This is a genomic window from Oscillatoria sp. CS-180 (assembly GCF_028330965.1).
Classification (GTDB): Bacteria; Cyanobacteriota; Cyanobacteriia; order Phormidesmidales; family Phormidesmidaceae; genus Halomicronema.
Window position 1 is genome coordinate 1 of the sequence record NZ_JAQMUB010000084.1, and the last position, 11365, is coordinate 11365.

At 51.6% G+C, this 11365-nt stretch carries 10 protein-coding genes; 5 read left to right on the forward strand and 5 right to left on the reverse strand.

Features of this window, described 5'->3' with window-relative positions; all coding sequences use genetic code 11:
* Positions 1 to 236 precede the first annotated feature (236 nt).
* From PN498_RS21025 to PN498_RS21040, 4 genes are all read right to left on the reverse strand, one after another.
* Entirely contained in the window at positions 237 to 1988 is a 1752-nt protein-coding gene (locus PN498_RS21025) for a CHASE domain-containing sensor histidine kinase (protein WP_272065372.1), read from the reverse strand.
* A gap of 193 nt (positions 1989 to 2181) precedes the next feature.
* The gene (locus tag PN498_RS21030; RefSeq protein WP_272065373.1) at positions 2182 to 2604 is read right to left on the reverse strand and encodes an allophanate hydrolase-related protein; all 423 of its coding nucleotides are present in this window, start codon (positions 2602 to 2604) and stop codon (positions 2182 to 2184) included.
* 496 nt (positions 2605 to 3100) lie between these two features.
* Positions 3101 to 3988, reverse strand: a complete 888-nt coding sequence (locus tag PN498_RS21035) for a DMT family transporter (RefSeq protein WP_272065374.1) — start codon at positions 3986 to 3988, stop codon at positions 3101 to 3103.
* Between the two features lie 281 nt (positions 3989 to 4269).
* Positions 4270 to 4917 carry a TetR/AcrR family transcriptional regulator gene (locus PN498_RS21040; RefSeq protein ID WP_272065375.1) on the reverse strand — a complete coding sequence of 216 codons (648 nt, stop codon included), beginning with the start codon at positions 4915 to 4917 and terminating at the stop codon, positions 4270 to 4272.
* A gap of 99 nt (positions 4918 to 5016) precedes the next feature.
* On the opposite strand from PN498_RS21040, the gene PN498_RS21045 reads away from it, so the two are divergent.
* Entirely contained in the window at positions 5017 to 6420 is a 1404-nt protein-coding gene (locus PN498_RS21045) for a flavin monoamine oxidase family protein (RefSeq protein WP_272065376.1), read from the forward strand.
* A 57-nt stretch (positions 6421 to 6477) separates the two neighbouring features.
* On the opposite strand, the gene PN498_RS21050 is transcribed toward PN498_RS21045, so the two are convergent.
* Complete coding sequence (locus PN498_RS21050; protein ID WP_272065377.1) at positions 6478 to 6684, reverse strand: hypothetical protein; 207 nt, start codon at positions 6682 to 6684, stop codon at positions 6478 to 6480.
* A 6-nt stretch (positions 6685 to 6690) separates the two neighbouring features.
* Between PN498_RS21050 and PN498_RS21055 the strand changes: the two genes are divergently transcribed.
* From PN498_RS21055 to PN498_RS21070, 4 genes are all read left to right on the forward strand, one after another.
* Entirely contained in the window at positions 6691 to 7116 is a 426-nt protein-coding gene (locus PN498_RS21055) for a nuclear transport factor 2 family protein (RefSeq protein ID WP_272065378.1), read from the forward strand.
* Positions 7117 to 7126: 10 nt separating this feature from the next.
* Positions 7127 to 8419, forward strand: coding sequence for a glycosyltransferase (locus PN498_RS21060; protein WP_272065379.1), 1293 nt, complete (start codon positions 7127 to 7129; stop codon positions 8417 to 8419).
* A 160-nt stretch (positions 8420 to 8579) separates the two neighbouring features.
* On the forward strand, positions 8580 to 9314 hold the full coding sequence (locus PN498_RS21065) for a VC0807 family protein (RefSeq protein ID WP_272065380.1): 735 nt from the start codon (positions 8580 to 8582) through the stop codon (positions 9312 to 9314).
* Positions 9315 to 9447: 133 nt separating this feature from the next.
* The gene (locus PN498_RS21070; protein ID WP_272065381.1) at positions 9448 to 11100 is read left to right on the forward strand and encodes an alpha/beta hydrolase; all 1653 of its coding nucleotides are present in this window, start codon (positions 9448 to 9450) and stop codon (positions 11098 to 11100) included.
* The last annotated feature ends 265 nt before the right edge of the window (positions 11101 to 11365 follow it).

Genomic DNA, 11365 nt, shown 5'->3' on the forward strand with positions numbered 1-11365 from the left:
CCCCCCCCCCCCCCCCCCCCCCCCCCCCCCCCCCTCGCAACGACTCAACGAAGCCAGCATCTCCGCCTTACGACTCCTGACAAGCGGTTGCCAGAAGCTCGGCTGTGCATGGCTTTACCAGACTTATGCCTGATGAATAGCTCTTAAGAAGGAGGCCAGGAGGGATCCTCACACTACGACATTTTGAACTGTGTAAGCCTTGCTTTAGCACCCTTTCGACGTTCCGACAACACACATCATTCGAGGGGGAGGGTAACCATGACCGTGGTACCTTGTCCCTCTTTACTATGAATGTGCCAGGTGCCGCGATGCTGCTGAACGCAAACGTCCACGATCGCGAGCCCTAATCCGGTTCCCCCCACATCGCCGACATTACTCCCCCGCTTAAACGCCTGCTGAATGTCAGGCTGATCGGCTGCGGGAATGCCCATGCCGCGATCGCTCACCTGCAGCGTCGCTTGGTGGCCGTCACTATCGAGATAGACCTCGATGGCGCTAGTCTCTGGAGAGTATTTGGCGGCGTTGGAGAGCAGATTGGTTAACAGCGATCGCATCAGCTTCTTATCCCAAAAAGCTTTAACCGAAGGCTGACGGCAACTCAACTGGATTGGCTGGCTAGCGCTAATCTGAATGGCTTCAATTACCTGCCGACAAAACGCGACCGCCTCTAACAATTCTGGGCTGAACTCTAATCCACCCACCTCTGCCCGCGTCAGGGTCAGCAAGTCAGAGATCTGTTGGGTCATTTGCTGGGCCGTGAGGTGAATGCGCTGTAGGTTCGTTTGTTTTTGCGTTTCCGAAAGCTGATCAAAATTAGTTTGCAGTGATTCCGCTGAGAGCACAATCGTGCTCAGCGGTGTCCGTAATTCATGGGAAGCCATGGAGAACACCCGCAGTTTCAGATCATTCAGCGTTTTGGTGCGGTCTAGTTCGTTCTGTAAGTTGCGGAGGAACAGCATCAAGCTGCCGGTCAGCAACAGCCCCGTCAGCAGCGTGGTCCAGGTTGCATAGGGGAAGCTGAAAGGGTACGTGGTAGCCGGTGAAAACGTGACCAGCCATTGGCGCTGACCAATCTCCAGCGTCCGCGTACAGTCATTTGGTCGAGCACAGAGGGCACGCAGTTGATGGGCAGCGCGATCATCCGGCACCGCTCGCACCATGCCATCTGCCGCAGAATAGCGCCCCAGAAACTGCTCCTCTAGGGCGGCATTTTGGTCGTACAAATCAAAATTAATCTCAAAGCTCAAGTCCTGAAGTGCTTCCTCTACCACGTCAGCGACGCGAAATACCCCTAGCAATATGCCTGTGAACTCCGATCGGCGAGCGGTGGCTGAGGTGGGGACGATTGGCGTTTGATACAGCGGCAGCACCACCAAAAAGCCATACTGGTCGCGCTGTTCTTGCACGAGGCGAATGCGTCCCGTGGCCTGAATGTTGCCGCTATGCCAAGCCGGTTCAATTGCCGCCGCCCGAGCTGGACTCGAGTTCAGATCAAACCCAAAGGCCGCTTCATTCCCCAGCCAGGGAGCTACATAGGTGACAGGCAGATAGTAAGCGCGTTCACCCGCTCGCGCTAGGCGATCGCCGGTTCCCAGTTCGGTAATTTGAAAATTGTCATCAATCTCTGCCTGAATTGCCTGCTCGTAGGCCAGGCGATCGCCCTGCTCGATCAGCGGAGCCCATTCCAGCGCTTGAATGCCGGGATAGGCCGCCAGCGATCGCGCCACAAACCGCTCAAACTCCAATCGCGCCACCGCTCCCTGATTAACGGCGTAGTGGTCGCTAAGAAACGTCAACACGCTGGTATACCGGTTGAGACTCCGCTGTAGGGCGATCGCCAGGTTCTCAATCTGCTGTTGAAAACGATTTTGCTGCTGCGTCACTTCCCAACGGTGAACAAACAGCGTTACCATTGCCGATAAGCCAATTCCTAAACCGGCAGTAACGCCCAGTATCCAGCCTCGCTGTCGGGAGGGCTCTGGCATCATACAACTCCCTAGTCAGACTCCTGAAATCAACACTAATTTTGTCATCATTCAGGCATAGCCAATCTAGCCGGATTGATGTAGCCATTGCGGCTTGGGAATGCATCAGTTTTAAGTTCCCAGTTTTGAATTTTGAATTGGCTACTCAACTTAAACCTCAAAACTCAAAATTTGGAACTTGTTTAATTCTGATCCCTTAGATCCGCTTTACCCTCTCGACGTTGCCCATATCGGCGCTGCGTTTTTTGTGTGCTGCCATGTAAGCTCGCCAGCCGCCGTGGCTCGTAATCTCCCTTTGTCCCTCACACAAGACGGGTTCTCCTAGCACTCCCAGCACTTCTTCGCCACTGCTCAGCTTGACCTTGCCAATGGTAAGCCCTGGCGGCTCTTGCTGGAGTACCTGCGCCAACCCCGCTGCTGATATGGCCCAAACCTCTAGAGCGATCGCTACACCCCCTTCACTGACCCGAACCATAGCGGGGTGTACATCGCCGATGGACCAAATACGATAGGTAGGCGTTGTTGTTGCCTCATAGAGAAATTCAGCTCCCACGTTTAGGAGATTGGCATTCAGTTCTAAGTCGCGCATTAGAGTACCGTTGACAGCTAGTTTGAGCATCTTAGCCACACTGTTTTGCTTATCGTAAAAGCTATGCAGTAGTATGCATGCTTCCAGATTACTTCCAAGCTTTTTGTTCTTGACAACAAAATCTTATCAAGGGCTTCAGCCGTTAGTGTGGCCTCGTTACAGCGGCTCTTTCGCCCGTGAGATAAAACGCCAGCCCTGGAAACCCGTGTGATCGGCCAGGTCTTATGTCGGAATCCGTACGTAGCCCCGGCTGGAAACGCTACACTACATTTCTCTCCTAGCAGCTTGCGAAAGTGATTGTCCCGGTTACGCTTAAAGATGAGGGCGATCGCGCTTCAGCTATTTCAACGGCCAAAGGCGATCGCTATCACTCATCCATACGAATTCGATAGAGGTTCGTGACCTGTGGCGAGCTGTATGTAAGAAGCGTAGTCCAAGACTAATCTTGGCAGTAAACATCACCTCAAGCCTTTAAGCTTGTGAGGCAAATTATTCAGAGCCTCCCCTATCCCTAGAAGTATCATTGTCACTCTGTTAATTGTTCGGTCTTGTTCTCACTAAACGCTTTCAGTGCCAAAGCTGTGATTATACAGACAACTCCTAAGAGCTGAATTGAACTAATTTGACTTCCTAATATGAATCGGTCTAAAAGGATAGCAAAGAGTGGATCGATAAATCCAAGAAGCACAACTAACAATATAGGAGAACTCCTTATTCCATGAAAGAATAGTATATATAAAAGTGCTGTATGAACTGCTCCAATGGCTACGACTAATCCCCAGTTGAGATCTGCAAACTCTATCTCAAAGTTAGCAAAGAAAGACAGTATTAAAGCTCCTACTGTAGTCTGCACTAGGGAAGTCATTGCTGAATCAGTATACTTCACGTTCTTAGATAGCAAGATCAGCGCTGCGTAAAAGACTGCTGCTAAGAATGCATAGCTAGCACCCAATATATTCAATGAAAGGATATCCTCAATGGTAATTCCGCTTACTAGAGCTGCGCCAAAGAAGGCCAGAAAGATGCCAAGAATTATTAATTTTGTTCCCGTCTGATTCAAGAAGAAAAGCCCGTAGAGAGTGACGAATACTGGCGCTAAATAATAGATAGAAACAGCAACTGTGATCGAAGTCTGCTTGAACGCAGCGAACAAAAAAATCCAATTAGCGACCAGCACAAAACCACAGCCCAATATCGGAAGCAAATCGCTGCGGGGTATCCTCATCGCGCTTTTCTTAAAGACAAGGATATAGATGCCTAAGGTAAGAGCACCAAATACACATCGAAAGAATACGATGTTGATAGGTGAAAGATCTATCAGCCTTACAAGTAAACCAACACTACCAGAGATGAGCATGGCTAGCCCAAAAAGAAAAGGCCCTTTTGTTATGACGTTGGTTGATTTTTTTGGCATGTGCTAGCGTCATGCTTGGATTTCATGCCTAATACTATCAACGTATTCATGTCTTTTATATGCTTTTTGAAAGGTATAAAATCAGATGTGCCTAATAAACGCATGAAAAAATGAGAAAGAACCTTCAATGGTAATAAATAGCTGATGGTTTATGTTTGGAGTCAAGACAAATATCAGCGATGAGTATCTGTATGCGGCACCTGCTGTCAGGTCTTGATCGCCTCATCCAGTTGGGTGGCTCCAAGTGACGTTACTTCAGACACGCTTAGACAAAGCTTTGCCTAATCTAAGTACTGCTGCAGATAACTCCAAGTCAGCAACTTAGTTTCCGTCACCAGGTCTTGGCGTAATGCTTGATCGCTACTTAAGGAAAGCCATAAGAGTTCGGTCGTAGTTTTGATGATAATCATGGCCATTTGTTCACATTTAGTCATCGACAAACTCGACTTACGGGCCTGAAAAAAGCGGGCTAATTCGTCAATCAATTGATATTCAAAATCATCGATTTGTTCGATTTTTGACCAGGTAATTGTGTTCAGGAGCTGTTCAAAGATTGCCTTTGAGCCTGGATAGTCTGTGTAGAATTGGTCAAACACATCAATCATCTGGTCTACATAACTGCGTAGCGGCAGATGGACTGCTGCGGGAGTATGCAGATCGAGAAATCGCTGATATTGCGTTTGCATATACTGGACAGCTAACGCTTTGAGAATCGCCTCTTTATCGGGAAAGAATTGATAAAGTGACCCGACCGAAACGCCAGCCCGAGCCGCGATCGCCCGAGTTGTTGTAGATTCATATCCCAATTCCACAAATAACTGCTCGGCCACGTCGAGAATCTGCTTGACCCGCTCTTGGCTGCGGGCCTGCTGAGGCTGTCGCCGCATCTTATTCAGCTTGGGTGAGCGAGAAGAATTGGATTCGGACATGGATTTTGAGGATGGGTTGACAAAACCTGAACAGTGTTCGTATTTTTGAAAACGTGAACAGTGTTCAGATTCTATCGCCTCTCGGTAGGCGCTTTGCTTATGACATCCTTTACTCGGCGTTCGTTGCTGGCAGCGCTGTCAGTCACGGCGTTTTTAAGTCAGTCGTGCCGGCGTTTCACCGCTCAAGCCTTGCCCCAGTCCACTGCTGGCCATACCCTTGTGATCGGCGCGGGGGCCGCTGGGCTAGCGGCAGCCCGGACTCTGCAAGATGCTAATGGCTCGGTGATGGTGTTGGAGGCTCGCGATCGCATCGGGGGCAGAGTCCACACCGATTACGATTTTGCGTCGCACCCGGTCGAACGCGGTGCAGAATTTCTGCATGGTGAAAATATCGTGACCTGGGACTGGGTGCGGCGTTATCGGTTGGCCACCCGGCCCGCTTTTGATGACTATCGCAACCAGTTTGTCTACGCCAATCAAGCGCTGCTTCCTTTCCGGCGCTGGTCTACCCTGCCGGGGTTAGACGCGCTCGATTTAATGGATGGTTCACCCATTGACGCGCTGATGGCCAGCTGGATTGATCAGGGCAAACCAGACGTTAGCCTGACGCAGTTTCTGGAGCTTCACCAGATTGAGTGGTCGCCAGAAGTTCGGCGGCTCGTCGACCATTTTCTCAGCGGCAGCTACGCGGCCAACCTTGACCAGCTTGGGGTGTACGGGCTCATGGAGCTGACCTATGAGGGCGATGGCGATCTCTATTTTCGCCTCCGACAAGGCTATTCTCATCTGCTGGAGCAGTTCGCCGCAGGGTTAGACATTCGGTATGCCACGACGGTGACCCGCATTAGCCGGAGCCCGTCAGGCGTCCAGATTTACACCGACTCTGGCGAAACCTATACCGCCCAACAGGTGGTGATCACGCTGCCGCTGGCTCTATTGCAGGCCAATGCCGTGGAGTTTGACCCGCCCCTGCCAGAGGCCAAACTCAACGCCATTCAGGGTCTCGGCGCAGGCAGCATTACCAAACTCATGCTGAAATTTGATCAGCCTTTCTGGTCTCAGGAACTGGAGTCTTGTCTGACGCCCCTAGATACTCAACTGTGGTGGCGACCCGGCTGGCGACACCAGCAGGAGGAGTCTGTGTTAACGGCGTTCACTGGCGCAACCGGAGCCCATAAGCTGGGGGCGCTCGGTCGTGAAGGGGCCATTCGAGCAGGGGTGCAAGATTTGGAGCGGATATTTGAGCGGCCGCTAGCTGATCGACTGGAGGCAGCGCTGTTTGTTGATTGGCAGGCCGATCCCTATGCGCGGATGGCGTATTCCTATGTGCCGGTCAATGGGGTGGGGTTGCGATCTCAGCTTGCCCAACCGGTTGAAAATGGTTTGTTCTTTGCGGGCGAAGCGACGCATCCGACCCGCGCAGCGACGGTTCACGGAGCCTTAGAAAGTGGCATCCGAGCAGCTCAAGAAATCCTGTCCTTACCGGCCAACCGAGCGGCTTAACCCACTTGCCCCACCAACACCTCAGCAGCGGAACGTCGTCTCTAAGTCATAAATCGATCAAATGATTTCAGTCCTGCTGATCGGCTCACCCAACTGGGTGACGGCTTTTCCCCAAAACGGATGTCCGGCTGTAGGTAGAGCAGAACGGGTGTCCAACATAAATTGGGGAATCGTTGGAGCAGAGCGCAGCGCTTCTGGGTGCCCCACCTTCAGTTCCTCTGCTGCGCTGCTCCCGTTTCTCTTTTCATTTACAGATTGAGGCATCGAGCGATGAAAACGGTTGTGAATAAAAATCTGTTATTGCTACAGCGTTTAGAAAAGTTAGTGCCCCACGATTTGGAGAGTGCCCAAGACCTGATTGGGGATAATTTTGTTTGGCATTACTTTAACCCTGCTTTACCAGAGATTGCAGGGGACTATATGGGGCTCAGCGGCCTGCAAGAATTCTTTCAAAAGCTAAGTCGGCTAACCGAGGGAACCTTTAAGGTCGAAACCCATCAGGTCATTCCGGTGGGGGAAGAGCTGGTGGTCGTTCATGCCAACCCCAGCATGACCTTTGACGATAAATCGTTCGAGCTCGATGCGGTCGTAGTTTGGCGCATTGTGGACGATCGCATTACCGAAGCTTGGGATATTCCCTCTATTTTCACCCTCAAGCATCCCAGCCAAGCGGACCAAATGCCGGGGGCCGCGTAGGAGATTCACGATGGCTCATATCGGCATTCTCTGCCCCACGCTGACCGGGCATCTCAACCCCATGATGGCCATCGGGCGTGAACTGCAGCGGCGATCGCACCGCGTCACCATCGTCGGTTTGATCGATGGCCAAGCCCAAGTGGTGGCCGCTGGGTTGGACTTTCTCGCGATCGGCATGAGCCAGTTTCCGCTAGGCTCGACTCAACAGTCGCTCAAAACCCTGGGTGAACTCAACGGCCTTGCCGCGCTGAACTACTCCCTCAAGTTAGTGGAGCGGGCGACCGGCATTCTGTTAGAGGAAAGTCCTGCCGCGATCGCCGCGACGGATATCGATTGTCTGCTGGTGGATCAATCTTTCTACAGCGGTTCCACGATTGCTGAGTTACTGAACCTACCGTTCATCACGGTCTGTTGTGCGTTGATGTTCAATCCCGAGCCAGATATCCCGCCCTTTTTCACGCCTTGGCGCTATCAGCCCACTGCCTGGGGGAGGCTGCGCAATCAAGCGGGTTATCAACTGTTGGCTCTCCTTGGCAGAGGTCAAATCCGACAGATTACCCGCTACCGCCAGCAGCGACATCTGCCACCGCTGGATTATGAACACGACACCTTTTCAAATTTGGCTCAAATTTGCCAACAGCCCGTCGCGTTTGAATTTCCCCGGCAATCGCTGCCCGGCTGTTTGCACTTCGTCGGCCCCTGCATCGATGTAGACGGTCGCGAACCGGCGACTTTTCCCTTCGCTCAGCTCACCAGACGACCGCTGATCTATGCATCATTAGGCACGCTGCAAAATCAACTGCTGTGGCTGTTTAGGGCAATCGCGATCGCCTGCCAAAACCTCGATGTGCAGCTTGTTATTGCCCTCGGTGGCGGCACCTCGCCCGCTGCCCTCCCAACCTTACCGGGTTCGCCGCTGGTCGTGGGCTACGCGCCCCAGGTAGAACTTTTGCAACAGGCGACCCTCACCATCACCCACGCGGGCATGAACACCGTGTTGGAATCGCTGAGCAATGGTGTCCCGATGGTGGCCATCCCGATCACGAACGATCAGCCCGGTGTCGCCGCCCGGATCGCCTGGACGGGAGCCGGAGAATACCTCACTCATCGGGGGTTAACCGCTCCCAAACTGCACTGCAAAATCCATCAGGTGTTGACTCAACCCTCGTATCGACAGAGCGCCCAGCGTCTACGAAAAGTGATTCAAGCGACTGGAGGAGCCCAGCAAGCCGCCGATATCATCGAGCAGGTGATATCAACCGGTGAGCCTGTCCTCAATGCTCAGCATCGCCCGCAGTCATAGAATTTCCATAGATTTTTTTAGTGATAAAAGCCTTCTATTGTTTGATAAGTTTTTCAGAAAATTACTGAAAAAGTTTATCGATTGTAGGATGCTCGTAACGCGCCGCAGAATGGTTCTTTTGCCTCACTTTTCTATACAGATATAAAAGAGTTTTTAATCCATGAATCGAAAAGTAAAAATCGTCCTCGATATTGTTATCGGTTTTGTGATTCCGCTCCTGATTTTGAACAATCTCAGCGAGCTGTTGGGGACAGTCTTTGCCTATGTTCTAGCGGCGCTGGTGCCCGTCGCTTGGGTCTTGACTGACTCATTTTTAATCACTCAGCGATTCAATTTTATTACCAGCTATGTGGGTGCCTTTGCGATCGCTCAGGGCCTGCTCGCGTTTTGGTTCGTTGACGGTGTGCAGCATACACTCAAAGACAGCGTGGGGTCTATCTTGACGATTTTAGTCTTTGGCATTTCCATCCTGATTCATCGGCCCATCATGTACTGCTTCCTCATGCAGGGCATGAATCCAGAATCGCCCCATCAGGAAAAATCATTGAAATCATTGCTGACTGAGCCCAGGGTATATCGATCGCTGGTCAAAAGCACTCAGATTATCTTGATAATCAACCTGTTGATTGGTATTACGAACTTTTTCCTCAATTTGCAGGTTGTAGTCGCCGATTTTGGCACAACCGCATTCAATCAACAGGTGGCCCAAGTTAACGCCATTACGCGAATCGCGTTTACCCTCGCTGAATTTTTGGGTGCCGGAATTGCCGCTGTATTCATCCGTCGAGTGATGTTCTATTATCTGCCCCAAGAGCCGGGAAAAGAGCACGACGAGAGCGATTTTTGGGATCTTCTAGAATTGCGCGATCGCCAAAAAGTCTTCATCGATTCATAGCCCGTCGGAATGGATGCGATAACCGACAGCGAAAATTTCTCAAGACATTTATTGGGGAAGCCCGACTTGATTAAAGTCGAAAGCGGCTAACAAAAGTTTGGTCTTTTAATTTTTGAATATCAGGTATTTATCTATGGTCGCGTATAGATCCTATTTACGCTGCGCTTTGGGATCTCTGCTCAGCAGTCTAGCCATCGTCTCAACGGCGCTGCCGTCACTGGCCGCTGAACGAGTGGTCTTATCGTATGGCTCTCTGGAAATTGCAGTTTCTATTGACTCTTTAGAAGCCTTTGCCCGAGAAGGTCAGGTCAATGACGATCTGGATTCTTATTTACGGAACACGAGTATCGAAGAGCGAGAAGAACTGCAAGCAATCCTTCTCGCTCCGGTAGAGGTAAGCCCTGCCACCCTTTCACGATTTCTTTACTCGGCTTCGGGAGAGGTCTTACTGCATTACTTAGGCAACCTCATCCAGACAGATTCTCGGCTAAATGGCTTCTATGCCCTGCGCGCGGCTGTGGTCCTGGCGGCGGCGGATGCCGAGGGCTTGACCCTCTTAAACGTGCTGCAGCAGTTTCCGACTACCACCGTCCGATTGGACGGACTGCAGGCCCTGCGAGTTGCCGGAGCCGCTGGTCAACTGGTCGAACAAACGGAGCAAGCGATCGCGCTGATCGAGCAGCAGTCGGCTTTAGAGATCAGAACGGCAGCCGCCGTTGATTTCACCGAATACGCTGATTTAGAGCAACCCGGTTCCTTCTCATGGCAATCAGAATTTTGGAATTTGTATGATCAGCGTCGAGATCGCGCGGTCACTGCAGAACTGTATCAGCCGCGGGCTTCACCTGCTGAACCGGTGCCGGTGGTGGTGATTTCCCACGGTTTGGGAGCTGATCGCAGTAGCTTTACAGATTTAGCTCAACATTTGGCCAGTCATGGTTTTGGGGTGATTCTGCTAGACAACCCAGGTATCAGCAACCAGCAGCTGCAAAGCCTGTTGAGGGGAACGGCTCGTGAGGTGGTTGACCCAGAGGAGTTTATCAATATTCCTCAAGACGTTTCCTTTCTACTGGACGAGCTAGACCGACTTAATCAGGTTGATTCCTCTCAATCTGTCCGCTTTAACCTCCAGCAGGTGGGTATGATTGGCCATTCCTTTGGGGGATACACAGCGCTGGCCCTTGCGGGCGCGGAATTTGATTTTGAGCAGCTACAAACGGCCTGTACTTTCAACACGAATGGCCCTGACTTAGTGAATTTTTCGCTGTTGCTTCAATGCACCGCCCTGCAGTTGGAAAATACCGCTTTTCAGTCCCTTCAGGATGAACGCATCCAAGCTGTTTTCACGATGAATGCGATTGGAAGCGGTCTGTTTGGCCCCCAAGGAATGCGGCAACTGCAAGTCCCCGCTCTGTTAGTCGCCGGGAGTGATGATCCCCTAGCGCCAGCACTTTTAGAACAGATTCGCCCGTTTGCCTGGTTAGAAGGAAACGACAAATACCTCATGGTCATTCAAGGCGGAACGCATATTTACGGGGCACTTGACGCTTCCACCTACGACACCTTGGCGCTACCCGAGGGGTTAGAAGGGCCTGATCCGCTCTTGGCCCGGCAGTATTTTAAGGCGAGCGGTCTAGCGTTCATGCAAACCTACATTGCTGATCACGATGAGTATCGCCCTTACCTCAGCGCTAGCTATATCCAAACCATCAGCCGCCCACCGCTCGAACTTTCCTTCATCCGCGCTCTCTCATCAGCCGACTCGATCAGCTGGCTGAAAAGGTAATGACCTGGGCCAGACCGGCCAAAAAATCCCAACCGCAATTTCTAGACCAACGTCAACAGTGCCATGAATTATCATCCTTGCCTTATGAGCCTAAGCCTTGGCGTCACCGCGGCGCTCATCGCCGCCTAACTTTTCCTACTAAGTCCTCAAGCCTATAGCGGGCAGTGCCCGTAGCCAATAAAGGCAACTCCCACTAAAGTTAAGTGCATTGATATCCAGGGAGCATCGGATGATGGCAGAGCGTTATGAGCAGAATTTTGGAACC

Bases quoted from the DNA above. Each gene is read 5' to 3' on its own strand.
- PN498_RS21030 (WP_272065373.1), bottom strand. From the start codon at position 2,604: ATGCTCAAACTAGCTGTCAACGGTACTCTAATGCGCGACTTAGAACTG.
- PN498_RS21060 (WP_272065379.1), top strand. From the start codon at position 7,127: ATGGCTCATATCGGCATTCTCTGCCCCACGCTGACCGGGCATCTCAAC.
- PN498_RS21025 (WP_272065372.1), bottom strand. From the start codon at position 1,988: ATGATGCCAGAGCCCTCCCGACAGCGAGGCTGGATACTGGGCGTTACT.
- PN498_RS21035 (WP_272065374.1), bottom strand. From the start codon at position 3,988: ATGCCAAAAAAATCAACCAACGTCATAACAAAAGGGCCTTTTCTTTTT.
- PN498_RS21065 (WP_272065380.1), top strand. From the start codon at position 8,580: ATGAATCGAAAAGTAAAAATCGTCCTCGATATTGTTATCGGTTTTGTG.
- PN498_RS21050 (WP_272065377.1), bottom strand. From the start codon at position 6,684: ATGCCTCAATCTGTAAATGAAAAGAGAAACGGGAGCAGCGCAGCAGAG.
- PN498_RS21040 (WP_272065375.1), bottom strand. From the start codon at position 4,917: ATGTCCGAATCCAATTCTTCTCGCTCACCCAAGCTGAATAAGATGCGG.
- PN498_RS21055 (WP_272065378.1), top strand. From the start codon at position 6,691: ATGAAAACGGTTGTGAATAAAAATCTGTTATTGCTACAGCGTTTAGAA.
- PN498_RS21070 (WP_272065381.1), top strand. From the start codon at position 9,448: ATGGTCGCGTATAGATCCTATTTACGCTGCGCTTTGGGATCTCTGCTC.
- PN498_RS21045 (WP_272065376.1), top strand. From the start codon at position 5,017: ATGACATCCTTTACTCGGCGTTCGTTGCTGGCAGCGCTGTCAGTCACG.